14 protein-coding genes, 1 tRNA gene and 2 pseudogenes are annotated in these 16,458 nt (G+C 56.8%); 2 read left to right on the top strand and 15 right to left on the bottom strand.

Going from position 1 to position 16,458, the window contains the following annotated elements; translation table 11 throughout:
* Positions 1-95: 95 nt before the first annotated feature.
* Positions 96-172, top strand: a tRNA-Lys gene (locus ABQ278_RS08485).
* Positions 173-294: 122 nt separating this feature from the next.
* On the opposite strand, the gene hspQ is transcribed toward ABQ278_RS08485, so the two are convergent.
* Positions 295-639 (bottom strand): heat shock protein HspQ, encoded by a 345-nt coding sequence (hspQ, locus tag ABQ278_RS08480; protein WP_349319231.1) that lies wholly within the window; start codon positions 637-639, stop codon positions 295-297.
* Between the two features lie 371 nt (positions 640-1,010).
* Here hspQ and ABQ278_RS08475 point away from each other — a divergent pair, with 371 nt between their 5' ends.
* Positions 1,011-2,111, top strand: coding sequence for a Ppx/GppA phosphatase family protein (locus ABQ278_RS08475; protein ID WP_349322127.1), 1,101 nt, complete (start codon positions 1,011-1,013; stop codon positions 2,109-2,111).
* A gap of 51 nt (positions 2,112-2,162) precedes the next feature.
* Here the strand turns inward: ABQ278_RS08475 and ABQ278_RS08470 are convergent, their stop codons facing one another.
* From ABQ278_RS08470 to flbT, 14 genes and pseudogenes are all read right to left on the bottom strand, one after another.
* On the bottom strand, positions 2,163-2,498 hold the full coding sequence (locus ABQ278_RS08470) for a hypothetical protein (RefSeq protein ID WP_349319230.1): 336 nt from the start codon (positions 2,496-2,498) through the stop codon (positions 2,163-2,165).
* Entirely contained in the window at positions 2,498-3,043 is a 546-nt protein-coding gene (locus tag ABQ278_RS08465; protein ID WP_349322097.1) for a peptidylprolyl isomerase, read from the bottom strand. Before ABQ278_RS08465 ends, ABQ278_RS08470 begins: the two co-directional genes overlap by 1 nt.
* Before the next feature lie 18 nt (positions 3,044-3,061).
* Positions 3,062-3,565: a pantetheine-phosphate adenylyltransferase gene (gene coaD, locus ABQ278_RS08460; protein ID WP_349322096.1), complete on the bottom strand. Its 504-nt coding sequence runs from the start codon at positions 3,563-3,565 to the stop codon at positions 3,062-3,064.
* A gap of 21 nt (positions 3,566-3,586) precedes the next feature.
* The gene (gene gyrA / locus ABQ278_RS08455; protein WP_349322095.1) at positions 3,587-6,391 is read right to left on the bottom strand and encodes a DNA gyrase subunit A; all 2,805 of its coding nucleotides are present in this window, start codon (positions 6,389-6,391) and stop codon (positions 3,587-3,589) included.
* Positions 6,392-6,479: 88 nt separating this feature from the next.
* The gene (gene ssb, locus ABQ278_RS08450) at positions 6,480-6,977 is read right to left on the bottom strand and encodes a single-stranded DNA-binding protein (protein ID WP_349322094.1); all 498 of its coding nucleotides are present in this window, start codon (positions 6,975-6,977) and stop codon (positions 6,480-6,482) included.
* Positions 6,978-7,191: 214 nt separating this feature from the next.
* Positions 7,192-7,659 carry a hypothetical protein gene (locus ABQ278_RS08445; RefSeq protein ID WP_349322093.1) on the bottom strand — a complete coding sequence of 156 codons (468 nt, stop codon included), beginning with the start codon at positions 7,657-7,659 and terminating at the stop codon, positions 7,192-7,194.
* A gap of 150 nt (positions 7,660-7,809) precedes the next feature.
* Positions 7,810-8,484: a hypothetical protein gene (locus ABQ278_RS08440; RefSeq protein ID WP_349322092.1), complete on the bottom strand. Its 675-nt coding sequence runs from the start codon at positions 8,482-8,484 to the stop codon at positions 7,810-7,812.
* A 181-nt stretch (positions 8,485-8,665) separates the two neighbouring features.
* The gene (locus ABQ278_RS08435; protein ID WP_349322091.1) at positions 8,666-11,653 is read right to left on the bottom strand and encodes a transcriptional regulator; all 2,988 of its coding nucleotides are present in this window, start codon (positions 11,651-11,653) and stop codon (positions 8,666-8,668) included.
* Positions 11,654-11,849: 196 nt separating this feature from the next.
* On the bottom strand, positions 11,850-12,680 hold the full coding sequence (locus tag ABQ278_RS08430; protein WP_349322090.1) for a flagellin: 831 nt from the start codon (positions 12,678-12,680) through the stop codon (positions 11,850-11,852).
* A 146-nt stretch (positions 12,681-12,826) separates the two neighbouring features.
* Positions 12,827-13,171 carry a flagellar biosynthesis protein FlaG gene (locus ABQ278_RS08425; protein ID WP_349322089.1) on the bottom strand — a complete coding sequence of 115 codons (345 nt, stop codon included), beginning with the start codon at positions 13,169-13,171 and terminating at the stop codon, positions 12,827-12,829.
* A gap of 97 nt (positions 13,172-13,268) precedes the next feature.
* Positions 13,269-14,100, bottom strand: a pseudogene (locus tag ABQ278_RS08420) (flagellin).
* 301 nt (positions 14,101-14,401) lie between these two features.
* Positions 14,402-15,233: pseudogene (locus tag ABQ278_RS08415) on the bottom strand (flagellin).
* Positions 15,234-15,560: 327 nt separating this feature from the next.
* Positions 15,561-15,956, bottom strand: a complete 396-nt coding sequence (gene flaF, locus ABQ278_RS08410; RefSeq protein ID WP_349322088.1) for a flagellar biosynthesis regulator FlaF — start codon at positions 15,954-15,956, stop codon at positions 15,561-15,563.
* A complete protein-coding gene (flbT, locus tag ABQ278_RS08405; protein ID WP_349322087.1) occupies positions 15,946-16,341 on the bottom strand; it encodes a flagellar biosynthesis repressor FlbT in 396 nt (131 codons plus the stop codon). The genes flaF and flbT overlap by 11 nt, the downstream gene beginning before the upstream one ends.
* Between the last annotated feature and the right edge of the window lie 117 nt (positions 16,342-16,458).

Genomic DNA, 16,458 nt, shown 5'->3' with positions numbered 1-16,458 from the left:
AACGCCTCGCGCTTGCGAAAAGGAAAAGTCCCCTCTATGAAGAGCCCACGTTGATCCACTCTTTTACAAAGCGGGTCAAGTATGACTTTCTTCATGAGCGCGTAGCTCAGCCGGCTAGAGCATCTGACTTTTAATCAGAGGGTCCTGGGTTCGAGTCCCAGCGCGCTCACCAAGTCTTTTCATCGACTTGCGTGACATTTACATGAAGATACAGAGGACTGATGTCCTTATCCACCACACTAATGACCGTGACATGAACCCGAACTGAATGGGCTCATAAAATCCGCTGGCCGATTAATTGGCCATGCGCTGCTTGGGCAAATAGCGGCCATTTTCGAATCGCTCGAAAATCAGGCGTGTTTGCGGATGGCTAAGGGGCTGGCCGGTGTTGTCGGCGCACAGATTGCCTTCGGAGGCATAGGCCACATAACAGCTATCACCATTGGTGGCGAGCAGGTGATAAAAGGGCTGATCCTTTTGTGGGCGCACACTTTCAGGTATGGCCTGCCACCATTCTTCGGTGTTGGAAAACTCCGGATCGACATCGAACACGACGCCGCGGAATTCAAACAGGTTGTGCTTGACCACCTGTCCGATATCGAACTTGGCTGACCGCTGATCTGATGAATGGTCTGGCATGGTACGACTCGCAACCTCCGTTCTTATGTCGCCATCATGGACTGAAGCGATATAAAAACGCACCGCCCTTCCCCACTTGGTTGTCAGATAAGGAGCATTTTCACGAAAGACGATTAAGGGGAATTTGCTGCCAGACCTGACTTGCGCGTAATTTAGCGGTTGGCATGGACGCTTCCACGCCATAAGGTGCGCGGGAAAGAAGACCTGTCAAAGCCAAAAGGCCTTGGCTTTCAACATGGTGTTGAAACGGACTTCACGGATCAAGCGGGGTATGAGCCATGTATCGGGCTCCCTCAAAAGACCGCCGACGCGGCCAGCCGGCCAGCGGTCAGCGTAACGCTCCCCAGGCGCCGCGTGGTGAGCCCACGGTGATGTATGCTGCGCTCGATCTGGGCACCAACAATTGCCAACTCATGATCGCCACCCTGCATAATTCGCAATTTCGCATCGTCGAGGCCTTTTCACGAATTGTCCGTCTTGGCGAAGGCCTGGCGCATTCGGGTGAATTGCACGAACGCGCTATGGACCGCGCGCTGAAGGCGTTGAAAATCTGCGCCGAAAAGATCGAGAAACGCGGTGTGGCGCGGATTCGCGCCGTGGCAACGCAAGCCTGTCGCATTGCCGCCAATGGGCTTGAGTTTATCAAGCGCGTCGAACGCGAAACCGGTCTCAAACTCGCCATCATCAGTCCCGAAGAAGAAGCGCACCTCTCCGTTCTGGGTTGCGCTTCGCTGCTCGATGGCCGTGAGGTCAGTCCTTTGGCGCGCGCCGCCCTTGTGATGGATGTCGGCGGCGGCTCGACCGAACTGAGTTGGGTGGAACTGAGCCCTGAGCCGACAGGCGATGTAAGCCCCAGGGTCGCCCTGGCCGAGGCACAGGCACTAGCTCAGAATAACGCCCTGCGCATGGCGCCCCGACAGCCAAAGCCGCGTTACTGGATTTCTATTCCGGTTGGGGTCGTCAATCTGGCCGAGCGTTTTCCTGAACCGGTATCCGGTGACACCTCGGCCTGGTTTGAAACGATGGTCGATGAGGTCAGTCAAAAGGTGCGTGATTTCGCCGAGCCAGAAGCCCTGCGTGTCCATTTCGATTGCGGCGAAGCCTATATTATCGGCACCTCCGGCGCGATCACGTCACTGGCAGGGATGCATCTGGGATTGGAACGTTACGACCGCTCAAAGGTTGACGGGCTGTGGATGAGCCACGACCAAGTCCAGACCGTCATTACCCGCCTGCTCGCGCTGGGCCATGCCGGTCGTGAACTGGAACCGTGCATCGGCAAGGATCGCGCCGATCTGGTGCTGGCAGGCGCCGCTATACTTGAGGCCGTACAACGCCTGTGGCCATGCCAACGGCTGCGCGTCGCCGATCGTGGCCTGCGCGAAGGCCTTCTGCTTTCCATGGCAAAAAAGAAAACCCGCCGTCGTCGTCGGCGTGGTCCAAAATCTGCGGCAGCCACCGTGCCTGCATAAAAAAAGCGCTGGCCTGCAGACCAGCGCTTTTTCACGTAGAACGTTCGAAACCTACTTGGCCGGAGGGGGCGCAGGTGTCTCAGCGGTGGCGACGGCCGGGGCATTGAGAATCTTTGACGGGATCGTGACGTCACAGGCCGAGAAATCCGCGCCCTTGTCCTTACGCACCGCGTCAAGCACGGTCTGGAACTGTGACGAGGCCGTATCCATGATCTCGACCTGCGGGCGCTCGGCTTCCGGAATATCCGACAGCATACGGACGCGCGTCATCTTATCAGGATTAACCGGCGGTTCGCCGATCTTGAGCTTACGCACAACATCGAGGCCAGAGATGATGACGCCCACCGGGGCATAGCGCTTTTCCAGAGCCGCATTAGCACCGCGCATCAGGAAGAACTGGCTGTTGGCCAATCCGGCGAATTGTCTCGCGCCATACCGAGTACGCCCTGACAATAGAGGCCCCAGGCCATCACCTTGCCGTCGTTGGAAAGCGGCATAAGTTCATTGACCTGGCTTTGCACCGGTAAGGCGCCGACAAAACCGATCAGCGAGCCCTTGGGGCGCACGGCCACGGTCAGCGGGAAGCTGGCGTCATGGCGCATGGTGAACTCCCCCTTGACATCCGGCAGGGTGGAACCTCCCATGCCGGTGCCTTGCGGATCACCGGTCTGGGCCATGAAGTCTTCGATAACGCGGTGGAAGATCAGGCCGTCATAGAATTTCTGCCGCGTCAGGGTGATCAGACGCTCAGCGCTCAGCGGCGCCATGGCGGGATACAGTTCAACAATGACCTGTCCCTTGGTGGTATCGATCACCAGGGTGTGGTCGGCATCCGGCGCGCGATAGCCCGGATCAAGTGCTAACGCGGATGTCGCTGCCATCAAAGCCGCTATCGCCCCCGCCCAGAGCGTCTTCTTTTTCAACACTGACATCAAGTCTTCCTGTTTAAGTTACCTTGTGACCTTGCCCAGCAAACGTTCCGCCACGCTGGGGGCCACAAACGGCGCGATACTGCCGCCCAATTGGGCTATTTCTTTGACCAAACGCGAGGCAACTGCCTGGTGTCGTGGATCAGCCATCAAAAAAACCGTCTCAATCTCACGATTAAGCTGTTGGTTCATCGCTGTCATCTGGAATTCGTACTCGAAATCCGCCACGGCACGCAAGCCGCGAATAATGACGCCGGCGCCAAGCTCCTGCGCGAAATGCATCAGCAGGCTGTCAAACGGCCTGACCTCGACGCAATCCCCCAGATGTGCCACCTGTTCACGCACCATATCGACGCGCTCATCAATCGTGAACATCGGTGACTTGCCGATATTGCGTGCCACACCGATCACCAGCTTATCGACCAGCTTGACCGCCCGGCCGATAATGTCGCTGTGACCATTGGTGATCGGGTCAAACGTACCCGGATAGAGGCCTATTCTTTGGCCTGTTCTTTCGACAGTCATTGCCCCTCCGCGGTAGCGTGATCAGGTTTGCTCGCCCGACACTGCGCCTTCATCGGCTTCATCATCGCCCGAGTCAACGATCCGCTCGACCGAGACGACCTTCTCACCACCCGATGTGCGGAAGATGGTGACGCCTTGGGTGTTCCGGCTGGCAATCCGGACAGTGGTTACGTTGGTACGGATCAGTTGTCCGCCTGATGTCACCAGCAACAGACCATCGGTCGCATCGATCGGGAAGGAAGCCGCCAGCTTGCCACCGCGCTTCGAGAGGTCGATAGCTACAATACCTTGCCCCCCGCGACCCGTACGACGATAATCATAGGAAGACGTACGCTTGCCAAAGCCGGTGTCAGCCACAGTCAGAATAAATTCTTCGGCGGCCGCCAGTTCCGCAATACGTTCCGGCGTCAGATTGGCCTCGCCGACTTCGCCTTCGTCTTCGCTCTCTTCCGCAGCGACAACGGCAGCATCATCGCCCTCTTCGCTACTAGCCAGAGCCGCGCGTTGCTGGGCCGCGTATTTGAGATAGGCGGCGCGCTCTGCCGGTGTGGCATCGACACGGCGCAGGATGGCCATCGAAATCACGGTGTCTTCACCCGCCAGGCGCACGCCGCGCACCCCAGTGGAATCGCGGCCCTTGAAGACGCGAACCTCATCGACAGCAAAGCGGATCGAACGACCGCCCGCAGTGGACAGCAGCACATCCTGATCTTCGTTACAGACCGCCACGCCGACAATGGCGTCGCCGTCTTCCAGCTTCATGGCGATCTTGCCGGCGCGGTTGACGTTGACGAAATCGCTCAGCTTGTTGCGGCGGATATCGCCCGACCGGGTGGCGAAGATGATGTCCTGACGTTCCCAAGCGGCTTCATCCTCCGGCAGGGCCAGAATGTTGGTGATGGTCTCACCGCTATCAAGCGGCAGCAGGTTAACGAACGCCTTGCCCTTGGATTGCGGATTGCCAAGCGGCAGGCGCCAGACCTTGAGTTTGTAAGCTTTTCCGGTCGAGGAAAAGAACAGCATCGGCTGGTGAGTAGTGGCCGAATAGACGCCAATGATCGCGTCCTCATCCTTCATCGCCATGCCGGAGCGGCCCTTGCCGCCGCGATGCTGCTCACGATAGGCTGCCAGCGCCGTGCGCTTGACGTAGCCGGAGTGCGTCACGGTCACGACCATCTCCTCACGCGGAATCAAGTCTTCATCCTCAATATCGCCTTCACCATCGAGAATGGCGGTGCGACGCGGCACAGCGAACTGTGCGCGCACTTCAAGCAGTTCTTCGCGGATAATACCGACGATACGCTCACGCGAACCGAGGATTTCGAGATAGCCGGCGATGGCATCAGCCAGGGCGCGGGCTTCCGTGCCAATTTCATCGCGGCCAAGGCCGGTCAGGCGTGACAGGGTCAGGGCCAGGATGGCACGGGCCTGTTCATCGGTCAGACGGACGGAGCTATCGGCCATGACGATCGAGCGCGGATCGGCGATCAGGTCGATCAGCGGCGCCATATCGCCGGCCGGCCAGACACGCTGGGTCAGGCGATCGCGCGCTTCCGCCGGATCGGCCGACGAGCGGATGATATGGATGACCTCATCGATGTTGGCGACAGCAATGGTCAAGCCAACCAACACGTGGCCGCGATCGCGCGCCTTGTTCAGTTCGAAACGCGTACGGCGGACCACCACCTCTTCGCGGAATTCAAGGAAGATGTCGAGCAGTTGACGCAGCCCCATCTGCTGCGGACGGCCATGGTTGAGCGCCAGCATATTGACGCCGAAGCTGCTTTGCAGGGCCGTATAGCGATAAAGCTGGTTGAGGATGACGTCGCCTGAAGCTTCACGCTTCAGTTCGATCACCATCCGCATACCGTCACGATCGCTTTCATCGCGTATGTCGGAAATACCCTCGATGCGCTTCTCGCGCACCATGTCCGCGATGTATTCGGTCAGGGTTGCCTTGTTCACCTGATAAGGCAACTCGGTGATGACGATGCCTTCGCGATCCTTGCGCAGGGTCTCGATCGTCGCCTTGCCGCGCGTCACGACCGAACCACGACCGGTCATCAGAGCGTTGCGCGCCGCGGTGCGGCCTAGAATTTCGCCACCGGTCGGGTAATCCGGGCCCGGCACGATATCGAGCAGTTCTTCCAGCGTGATCGCCGGATTGTCGAGCATGGCGACGCAGGCATCGACGATTTCGCCGAGATTGTGCGGCGGAATATTGGTGGCCATGCCGACGGCGATGCCGCCCGCACCATTGACCAGAAGGTTCGGGATACGTGCCGGCAGTACGGTCGGTTCTTCTTCCTTGCCGTCGTAATTGGGCTGGAAGTCGACCGTGTCCTGTTCGATATCGGCCAGAAGCGCCGCCGCCGAGGTCGCCATGCGGCACTCGGTATAGCGCATGGAGGCCGGCATATCGCCATCGACCGAACCGAAATTGCCTTGGCCGTCGATGAGCATCAGCCCCATTGAGAACGGTTGAGCCATACGCACCAGGGCCATATAGACCGAGGCGTCGCCGTGAGGGTGGAAACGACCGAGCACGTCACCGACGACGCGGGCGCACTTGGAATAGGACTTCGACGGCTGCATGCCCAACTGGTGCATGGAATAGAGAATGCGGCGGTGAACGGGCTTGAGGCCATCGCGCGCATCGGGCAGAGCCCGCGACACGATCACGCTCATAGCGTAATCGAGATAGGAACGCTTCAGTTCATCCTCGATGGTGACAAAGCTGATACCGGCCGGCGGTTGCCCGCCGGAGCCTTGACCGGGCGCCTGGTCGTCAGGTCCTAAACTCTCGTCAGATGTCGTATCGTTCATGAAATCAATATCTTATGTGCATCACCATTCCAGCGCATGTGCAGGAATGGTGAGGGTTGAAATGCGTAACTAGGAGACCTGTCTGGCCTTAGAACGGGATTTCGTCGTCGAGATCGAAGTTTTGCGGAGCGCCGGCCGGGGACGCCTTCGGACCGGAAGACGCCGGTGCGCCACCGTAGGAATCTTCGTATTGATCATAGCCGCCGCTGGAGGAAGCGCCACCGCCGCTGTCACCACGACCACCCAGGAGCGTCAGGTTGCCATTGAACTTTTGCAGCACGACTTCGGTCGAGTATTTCTCAACGCCTTGCTGATCCGTCCATTTGCGCGTTTGCAGCGAGCCTTCGAGGTAAACCGACGAACCCTTGCGCAGATACTGCTCGGCGATCTTGGCCAGGTTGTCGTTGAAGATCACTACGCGGTGCCATTCCGTCTTTTCCTTGCGCTCGCCCGAAGACTTGTCGCGCCAGGTTTCCGAGGTGGCGATCGTCAGGTTGGCGACGCGGTCGCCCGAATTGAGCGTGCGGATTTCCGGGTCCTTACCGAGATTACCTACCAGAATGACCTTATTGACACTGCCTGCCATTGTCTTCGTTCCTTATCTTTGACCGCACCACCATCACGGGCCGATCGATATATCCCAGACGCTTTGCGCGCCCATTTGTTCACACGACCGATTCATGACGAATCAAGCACGCCTGTCAGCGAGTTCGAATAGTTAACACTAGAGCCTTCTGCCGCCCATGTGAAGGGCCGCCAACGCAAAGCCCGCTTTAGCAGCCGGCAGTTTCCACAGATAGTTACTTCTTGTCGTCGGATGGCATTTTCGGCAGATTTTTGGGCACCTCGACCGTTACCTGTTTGTCAGGAAGGTCCTCTTCGCGCACGACCGAACCGGGCGCCACCAGACGGCCATCCGGCGCCTTGACCAATAGCGGATAGGCCGGCCCCTCATAACGCTGGGCATAACGGATTTCGTGGTTATCGAGGAACAGGAAATTGCCCTGATAGCTGCCGGCGGTAAAGGTGCCCGCAGTTCCCGTACGCAACAGGTCCATACGGACATTGTAAAGGCGCGCTGCGCAGTGTTCAAGGTCAGGCTCATTCTTGGAGACGACGTTGAACTTGTACTCATCCTTGTTGGTGTGGCCGATGAAGTAACAGGTGCCAAGATCGCGTGGCGCCCTCACCCTTTCAGCGCAACCGCTCAAGGTGGTGGCCGTCAGGGCCGCAGCCAGTCCCATCACCAGAATTGCTTTGGTCTGCATGGATTTATCCTCTTGTCATCCGCCCTTGTATGGAGGCGATTTAATCACGATACGCCAGTCAGAACCAAGAAAATTCTGGTAAAGACTATATGCCGTAAAAACAAAAGGCGGACACATGGCCCGCCCTTTGAAAAACTGCAGACGTCAAGCCTAGCGCACCATTGGCACCGAACAGCCCTGCCCCTGATCGACCAGAGCCCTGAAGGTGGCATTATCGTCCGATTGCTCGACGCGCTTCGGCACCAGACGCAGCGTCTTGCTGCCCCACCGGCCGTAAGAGGCTTGTCCTGGCGTGACGCAGCGCTGATCGAACAACAGAATGGCGCACTGACCAAGCGTGACATTATCCGACAACCGGTTCCACGAATTGCTGCTGAAACGCAGGCAGGCGGCGGTTGGGCCAGAAGCCGCGCGTGTATCCGGCACGATTTCGGCGCCTTGCGCCGGATCCACCGGTTCTGCGCCGGCAATAGCGCTGGCGGGCGCACCAGGCACCGGCACGAGCGAGGCCGTGGGAGCGGCCGTCAGGTTGCCGGCGTCATCGACACCAACATCAAGCTTTTGCGCGGCCACACCGTTCTTCTTGGCGCAGTCACCGAGGGTCAGATCACCGACATAGGCGCCATTGACGTAACACCGCAAGGGCTTCTTGGCGTCGAGGGATGGCGAAGGATCCGCTACGGTGAAGGTCAGCCCCGTCGGCTGATCGTTCATCTTCTCTTCGTCCTTGTGGCCACGCGATAGCCCCATGGCCAGCACGATACCGACCAAAATGGCGACCGTTGCGCCAATAGCAATGGCGATCCAACGCTTTTGATCCTTCACTCGAAGAACTCCCCTCACGACGTCCGGCTAGCTTGCCGACACGCACCTTAACCATAAGGATGCTGCGAAAATATGGCAGATCGGTTCAAGGATCATGCCTTTTTGTGAGCATCACAGAGGGATAGTAAAGGCCCTTTTCCGCCGCGCCTGTCAAGCGTTCGCGGGCGACTTACGACTGGCTTTAAGAGCCGCCGGTCAGGCGCGTCAGCGCCGCCTGATAATTGGAAATCTGATCGGTCATGTATTGCGGCACCGTGCCGCCGGACTTTCCGGCTTTCTTGGTATCGCTTTCCTGCGGATCACCATAACGTAGATAGCTGTACGCCTTCTGAACGTTCTTCATGGTGTCTTTCAGTGTCTCAAGCGCCTTGGCGATATTGGCCGTGGAATTGAGATTAAGCGAGGTGTCGAATTCCAGTCCCATCGATTTTTGCGAGGTAAGATAATTGCTGGATGAGGCATCCATGGTCTTTCCGGCATCATTCGTGATCAGGCCTGAGGCCAGGCCCAAACCTTCAAGCGCATCCTTGCCCGCCGGACCACTGACGATCTCCATCTGGCTCGTCTTGTTAGTCGGGGCGATATCGAGGCGATCCAGCGCCTTGCCCGTGACCTTGTTGACCTCGGCCGTCAGCTTGTAACCGGAGGCGCGGGTAATCTTCTTAGCCAGGCTTTCCAGCGTATCATTGGCTTCGATCGTGACGGTCTTCTTCACGCCGGTCTTTGGATCCACGAGATAAAACTGATCGCCGGTGCGGACACTGGTGCCCGCCGTGATCAGCTTAGAATCAGTGGTTTCGATCTTGCCAAGCGGAAGCCCCAGGCGATCCAGCACGCTCGACGAGTCCTTCGAGACCGCGATAGCGTTAGGCGTCACCATACCATTGGTGCCTGTGTAGCGCGTTTGGTATTCAACCTGACCGTTTTCGATGTTCAGACGCGCCAGATAGGCGTCGGTATCATTGACCTTGGTGGTGCCGTCGATAGCGCCAGTGGTTGAACCCGATATCCACGCCTTGCCATTGGCGAACTGCACCTTGGCATTCTTTTCCGTGCCAGTACCGCCGTAAAAGGCGATTTTGTCATTACCGGTCGCGCTCAGATCCTTATCGACCGACAGCGCAAAGGCATCGTAGCCTCCGGCATAGTTGGTGGTGTGGTTGCCGGTGGCGCTGAGCAGGTCGCCCGATCCGGTCGAGCCACCGAGATAAACCTTGCCGTCATAGATCGACATGCCGCTGATCGTGCCGCCGCCAATACCACCGAGATCGCGCGAGGTGCCGAGGGCCGCCGTATATTTCGTAGTCGTGACACCCTTGGCATCCGTCGTGCTGGTCGAGCCCAGACTATAGCTTTTCAGCGTGGCGTTACCAGCCTCTACACCCGCCACATAGAGCGTGTTGCCGTCGGTCATGACCTGAGACACGGTATCGCTTTGCGCCGTCCCCGTCTGGATCGTGAACTTGTGCGCGCCAGTGGCTGTGAACCCCATGACATAGCCGTCCCAGCCGCCATTGGCCTGACCGCTGGCGCCCTGCATCAGGGCCTGGGTCTTGCCACCGACATAGACAGAGCCATCATCTGCGAAGGTGACTGAGGTGGCTTCATCGGCAGCGTTGCTGCCCCGCCGCTGAGTCCATTGCTCGACACCAGCCGAATCGTAGACCGTGACAAAACTGTCCGTCGTCGTGTCGTTGGCGCCATTCAGGCTTGTCGTCGTTGTCGATGTACTGCTGGCAGCATTTGCCCCTGTGCCATAGGTCGTCGTCTTGGTCGTGGCGACATTGAGCGCACCGGTTACCGATCCGGTCACCGCCACCTTGCCGTCGCTTGATACCGCGAGAGCCAGGCCCGACGCGGTATCCGATGAACCAAGCGTGCGGGTAAAAACGATCTTGCCGGCCGAATCATACTTGATCAGCGCGACATCCTGCGTGCCTTTGATCGTCTGGTCGTCGGTCTTATCGTCGACATTGGCAAGCACATAGAGCGAACCATCAGGCCCCGCTGCCGTTTGCAAAGCATTAGCGATGGTGTCATCAGCGGTGCCATTGGCGTCCACATTGGCCACAGTGTCAGGCAGTACCGTTTGCCCCGCCTCACCCGCCACCCAGTATTGTGCGCCGACCTTTGAAATTGGATCACCGGGCTGTGTGGCCGTGCTGGACGTATCAGTCTGGAACTTGATAATCTGCGAGGTCACCGCGTTCGTCGTTGTCTTCGTGCCGTCGCTGGCCTTCTTGGTCGTCGTGACGGTGGGATCGCCGGTTGTTTGAACCACATAAACCGAATCCGCCACGGCCGGGGCGCTCATGGTCAGCGCTTCGGTCGTGACGCCTTTGATCTGCAGGCCAAACGTATCCTGCCCTGCCGATAGCGTAACCGTCTTGCCATTAACCGTGCTGGTGGTCGGCACGGCCGCCGTGCGGTTGACCACAAACTTGGTTTGCAAACCCTGATCCTTGAGCTTGCCATTAATGAACGACACGACGTTCGACATGCTGCGCGTTTGCGTACCCATTTCCGACAGATCGATATCGACATTGAAGGGCGTGGCCGTACCGATTTTCTTCACGGTCATTGAAAATTTGATGTCGCCCTCAAAGGCCTTGACCGCGGTCGTGGCCGAGCCGCTATGAATGGCCGGCCCGGTATAGACCGTATCGGTGCGCGCCGTACCTACGGTGCCCTTCAACTCGCTGGTCAGGGTGCCGGCATTCAGAGACAGGTGATCGTAGTCTGTGTTGGAAAGGTAGTCGCTAACCTCAGACATGCCCGCGGTAAAGCGCCGCTGAACCGACGCCAGAGTGAGCGCGGACGTCTTGCTGTCCTGCGCTTTGGCAGCAAGCCCTTCCAATGCACTTAAGCCCTGATATAGCGTGAAAAGCTTAGTATAATCGGGCGACGCGCCAGCAACATTGGAGGTGACAGCATTAGAATTGATAAACTTTTGCCCAGCCAACACCTTGGTGACCAACTGGCTTTCCGACAACATGCTGGTGCTGCCCGACCAAGGCGCGCGCGGCGCATCGGCCATGCCGGTCGGCGAAAGCGTCTTGCTTGAAGTGCTCGATGACCCAGACGCGCCCGAAGACGAAGACTGGGTAGTGATACCCAATTTCGAATTATAATAGCTCGTCAGCAGTGAGGCATCGAACGAGGTGGACACGGAGAGACACTCAGGACTTTTCGACTGGAGATCACGTATAGCTGATCAGTATCACCTCATAGTCCTTAAGAGTCATTAATACGCGCGATTAATGGGAGCCATTTCCCATACACAGCAAAGCCTTCACGCATGAAAAAGGCGGACTTTCGTCCGCCCCTTTCGCCAAATTTTGGCACGCCCTACTTGAAGAGCGCCACTACTTGAAGAGAGAAAGTATCTGCTGCGGCGACTGGTTGGCAATCGACAGGGCTTGCGTGCCCAGTTGCTGCTGGACCTGAAGCGCCTGTAAACGTGAACTTTCCTTAGCCATGTCGGCGTCAACCAGGTTTCCGATGCCGCCAGTAATCGAGTCCTGGAGCTTGGAGACAAAGCTCAAATGCCCCTCAATCTGCTTCGCTTGCGAACCGAGCGCGCCCAGATTAGCATTCAGGCTGTCAATCGAAGTGTCAAGCTTGCTGAGCAGGGCCGAGGCGCCAGATGCGGTGGAGATATCCGAACCCGCAGAAATGGTAATGATCGGACCACCGAGCGCGATGGTGCGAACGCTGAGTGTAATTGACGAATTGGCATCCGCATTGGCGATAAATTGAATGGCGGTCGGCAACGAGCCGTCGATGATGTTCGAGCCGTTGAAGGTCGCATTTTCAACGACATGGCTGATCTGCCCCAGAATTGCTTTGAAATCACTGTTGAGCGCATTACGCGAAGTCGTGTCGATGGAACTGTCCATCGCGCCAACCACCTTTTCGCGCAACTGATTGAGCAGGTCTGATACCGACTCACCCGCCGCCAGCGAAACGTCTGCAATCGAGGACGCACGATTCAGACTGTCCGTAACCGCTTTCAGCCCCCCCAGATCGGATCGCTGACCTTGAGCAATAGCATAAACGGATGCATTGTCCTTCGCTGAGGATACCGCCAGACCCGTGCTGATTTTCTGTTGTGCATCCTCCAGCTTTGTGTTGGTTGCATTCAGATTCTGTAAGGCAATCATTGCGGAGGAGTTCGTGTGAACGCTCACTGTCATTGGCCCAAATACCTTCTATAAAAACGCCAACTCAGCAAAGTCTTAACGTTTATGGTAAGCAAAAGGTTAACAAGCGCAAACGACTTTTACCGCGCATTCACAAATGCACGGTGGATATGTTGAATTTTAGACCTTAGAACTTAACTTTAAGCGTCTGTATTAATTACAGAACCAGCCTTATAGCTCGTCGACTTTCTCATCTCTACAAGCTCTTGGCGCGGCATGATGCGAACCACCTCACCTGTATAGCGATCGATAGCCTTATAGACCCAGTCACCCGTATTAGGATCCTTGTCGACCGTCAGACGCAACAGATAAGCAGGCGTGCTGCCTGAATTCTGGCCATTTGAAAGGTCGGACTGACTGTCGTTTTTGGAATGCTCGGACGAACTTGTACTGGCGATTTCCTTAGGCACGTCCGGCGCAGGCTTGATCTGCGAGACGTCGTTGTTCACCTGCGGAAAACTCAAGACATTATTGATCATCTCCATGATACGCCGGCGATAAATCGCTTAAGCGCCCTCTGATTATATCGGGATTGTGCTGATGAGTGGGAGGCGGACCTGACGACCCGCCTCCCCTTCAGTCTTAGCGGAAGAGGCTGAGAACGGTCGAAGTCGACTGGTTGGCAATGGACAGAGCCTGAACGCCGAGTTGCTGCTTCGTTTGCAGAGCTTGGAGTTTGGCGCTTTCCTTGGCCAGATCGGCGTCAACAAGGTTGCCGATACCGGTCGTGATCGAATCCTGGAGCTTGCCGACGAATTCCGAGTGGTTATCAACCGCCTTGGCGGAGGTACCCAACTTGGCAAGCGAGGCCGAAACGGCATTGATCGAAGAGTCAAGGGTGGTCAGCAACGCAGCAGCCGACGAAGCCGTGGCAAACGAAGCATCGCTCGCCAGGGTGATGATCGAACCGCCGAGCGACATGTTTTGGGCAGCGATCGTAAGAACGCTGGTACCGTCGGCGTTGGCCAGAGCCGTGATCTCAGTCTTGCTGCCATCAACGAGGTTGATACCGTTGAAGGAGGCGTTGGTCAGAAGTCTTGGTGATCTGGTCGCGGATCGAGTTGAAGTCGTTTTGCAGAGCGTCACGGCTTGTCGTATCCAGTGAGGTATCGGAAGCGGCCAGGGCCTTTTCCTTCATCTGGGTCAACAGGTCCGAAACGCCTTCGCCGGCGGACGAAGCGACATCGACAACCGAAGTTGCACGTGACAGCGAGTCCTTAACGGCATCGAGCGACGACACGGTCGCGCGTTGGCTTTGGGCGATGGCGAAAGCCGCGCCGTTATCCTTGGCGCTGCCAACCTTCAAACCGGTGTTGATGCGGTTTTGAACGGTTTGCAGATCGGAGTTGGTTTTATTGAGATTTTGCAGGGCAACGAGGGCACCAGCATTGGTGTTGACGCTATTCACGGGCATCGGTCTAGTCTTTCTTCTAGATGTTAACCGGCGACGTTTTGTCTGCCGGCGGCATTTTGCCTGATCCGAAGATTGCAAGAAGAAGGCCAAAGCGCGCGGCCTTTTGAAAATTCTCTAATGAATTGAATTGTTTGATTTTAAACTTGCTTTAACCCTGCTTTTGCCAGGCACTTTCTGCCCACTTGCGGCAATTTTTGCCGGGTCGGCAAATTTTGCCCGCAAATAAATGCTCTTCGCGCCCCGCTTAGGGCGACGGAAAGGTAGGCCGGAGCGAGCGGTCAACTCGCTCCGGCTTATGAGTTTACTTGAACAGACTGAGAACCTGCTGCGGAGCCTGATTGGCGATGGAAAGAGCCTGAACGCCCAGTTGCTGCTTGGTCTGCAGTGACTGTAGCTTAGCACTTTCTTTTGCCAGGTCAGCGTCCACGAGATTGCCGATACCAGCCGTGATCGAGTTCCTGTAATTTACCAATGAAGGTCGAATGAGCCTCCAAAGACTTAGAAGACGTCCCCATCTTGGCGAGCGCCGCCGACACATTGTTGATCGAGTTGTCAATGGTCGTCAGCAGTGCGCCAGCCGAAGAAGATGTGGAGAAACTGGCCGTCGTACCGAGAGTCACAATCGCACCGCCAAGGCTCAGATCTTGAGCCGCGACCGTCAGTCTGGATGTACCATCGGCGTTAGCCAGGGCTTCCAAACCTGGAAGGCTGCCATCAATCAGGTTGATGCCGTTGAATTTGGCGTTTTGCATGGTCTTGGTGAGTTGGTCACGCAAGGCCTCAAAATCCGTGTTCAGCGCAGACCGGCTGGTGGTATCCAACGAGGTATCAGAAGCTGAGAGTGCTTTCTCCTTCATCTGGGTGAGCATATCCGAAATGCTTTCACCCGCCGACATGGCCACATCCACCGAAGATGTCGCCCTGCTCAGCGAGTCCTTGACAGCATCCAAGGACGCAACAGAAGCCCGCTGGCTCTGAGCGATCGCGAAGGTCGCGCCGTCGTCCTTGGCCGAAGCCACCTTCAAACCGGTATTGATGCGGTTTTGAGTGGTCTCCATTTGGGAATTGGTCTTGTTAAGGTTTTGCAGCGCGATCATTGCGCCAACATTGGTGTTCACCGATACATTTGCCATCGGATTTCCTTTCCATTCTGGTCGGGGAGATTTAAACGGCTTTTGCCGCACAGCTATTTTAGCTACACCTGACAAAGCAAGGTCGAGGCCATAAAAAGATACCCCAAAATTTAAATCAAATACTTGAAATTACATGATATTTTTAGATTGCCTAAGCACGAATCAAGGCTGCAAAAACTAGCCGCGCAGCAAACGCTTAGGCAAAACCTGCCGATGCGGCAATTTTAACCGCCCGTTAGCCATGTTTGCCCAGAGCCACCGCGTTCAAGGCACAAAAAAGCCCGACGCTGGAAGGCGCCGGGCTTCTAGATAACTTGGCGGATCTGCTTAGCCCACCGATTGTCGAACAGCACTCATGCCTTGCTGCGCATTTTCCGCCGGAGCGAGGCCCTGCATAATGATGCGGTTGACGTCAATGAGAGGCGCGATCTCTTCCTTGTTCCGCATTACCAGCGAGGTATGCTTGTTGACCCAGATCGACAGGGAAATAATATTGGCGCGCACCTGCTCAGGCAATCCATTGCCCGAGAGCGAACAATCATTCCCCAACATTGACCACATGCGACGGTTCCAGTCGAGCGCGTCCATGCGTTCGCGAATTTGACTCTTGTCCATGCGCTCCGCTTCCATCAGCGCGCGGGTCACCTGACCAAACAGACGATATTCTGTCTGACGCGGATTTTCGGCACGGGCCGCAGTGGTCTGGTACGCCTTAAGCGACATGTCCCAATCTTTCGTCTTCGTACTCTATCAAACGCCGGCAACTCATAAGCGCCTTGTAATATTCGTGCGCCATCAGGCTCTTGGAGACCGTCACACATTCCGCCAAAATCAGCGGATTGGAGATCACCCCCATGAACTCCGACATGCGTCGCAGAAATTCATCGTAATATTTGTCGGCCCCCGCCTCATCGAGATACATCATCATCACCGGGAAATAGACGTGACGAGCCGGAGAGGTCACTTCACTCTCCTGCATAATGTCTTTCTCGCGCAGCACCGAAGCCTTGTTCTGCAAGACAAGCGAACAGCGGCGATCGCCGTTTTGCACGACGGCGCCGTTCAGCACGAACTTTTCCCCAGGCTTCAAGGATAGTTTTAAGGGCATTTTCTTTCCTTCGGATCTGCAGGCACGCGCAAACCCGTCATGGGTCTTTATTGCACATGCCGAGTTAACAGCAGGTTTAATGACTTGGATTGCCGGTCATTTCTGCTCCGGTACAGG

The organism is Asticcacaulis sp. MM231 (assembly GCF_964186625.1).
In the GTDB taxonomy this organism is placed as follows: Bacteria; Pseudomonadota; Alphaproteobacteria; order Caulobacterales; family Caulobacteraceae; genus Asticcacaulis.
Note: the sequence above shows the minus strand (reverse complement) of the source record. Positions and strands in the feature narration are given on the sequence as shown.

Coding starts and splice junctions, on each gene's coding strand:
- ssb (WP_349322094.1), bottom strand. CDS start 6,977: ATGGCAGGCAGTGTCAATAAGGTCATTCTGGTAGGTAATCTCGGTAAG.
- ABQ278_RS08445 (WP_349322093.1), bottom strand. CDS start 7,659: ATGCAGACCAAAGCAATTCTGGTGATGGGACTGGCTGCGGCCCTGACG.
- gyrA (WP_349322095.1), bottom strand. CDS start 6,391: ATGAACGATACGACATCTGACGAGAGTTTAGGACCTGACGACCAGGCG.
- flbT (WP_349322087.1), bottom strand. CDS start 16,341: ATGCCCTTAAAACTATCCTTGAAGCCTGGGGAAAAGTTCGTGCTGAAC.
- flaF (WP_349322088.1), bottom strand. CDS start 15,956: ATGTCGCTTAAGGCGTACCAGACCACTGCGGCCCGTGCCGAAAATCCG.
- ABQ278_RS08465 (WP_349322097.1), bottom strand. CDS start 3,043: ATGTCAGTGTTGAAAAAGAAGACGCTCTGGGCGGGGGCGATAGCGGCT.
- ABQ278_RS08470 (WP_349319230.1), bottom strand. CDS start 2,498: ATGCGCGGTGCTAATGCGGCTCTGGAAAAGCGCTATGCCCCGGTGGGC.
- ABQ278_RS08425 (WP_349322089.1), bottom strand. CDS start 13,171: ATGGAGATGATCAATAATGTCTTGAGTTTTCCGCAGGTGAACAACGAC.
- ABQ278_RS08475 (WP_349322127.1), top strand. CDS start 1,011: ATGTATGCTGCGCTCGATCTGGGCACCAACAATTGCCAACTCATGATC.
- ABQ278_RS08430 (WP_349322090.1), bottom strand. CDS start 12,680: ATGACAGTGAGCGTTCACACGAACTCCTCCGCAATGATTGCCTTACAG.
- coaD (WP_349322096.1), bottom strand. CDS start 3,565: ATGACTGTCGAAAGAACAGGCCAAAGAATAGGCCTCTATCCGGGTACG.
- hspQ (WP_349319231.1), bottom strand. CDS start 639: ATGCCAGACCATTCATCAGATCAGCGGTCAGCCAAGTTCGATATCGGA.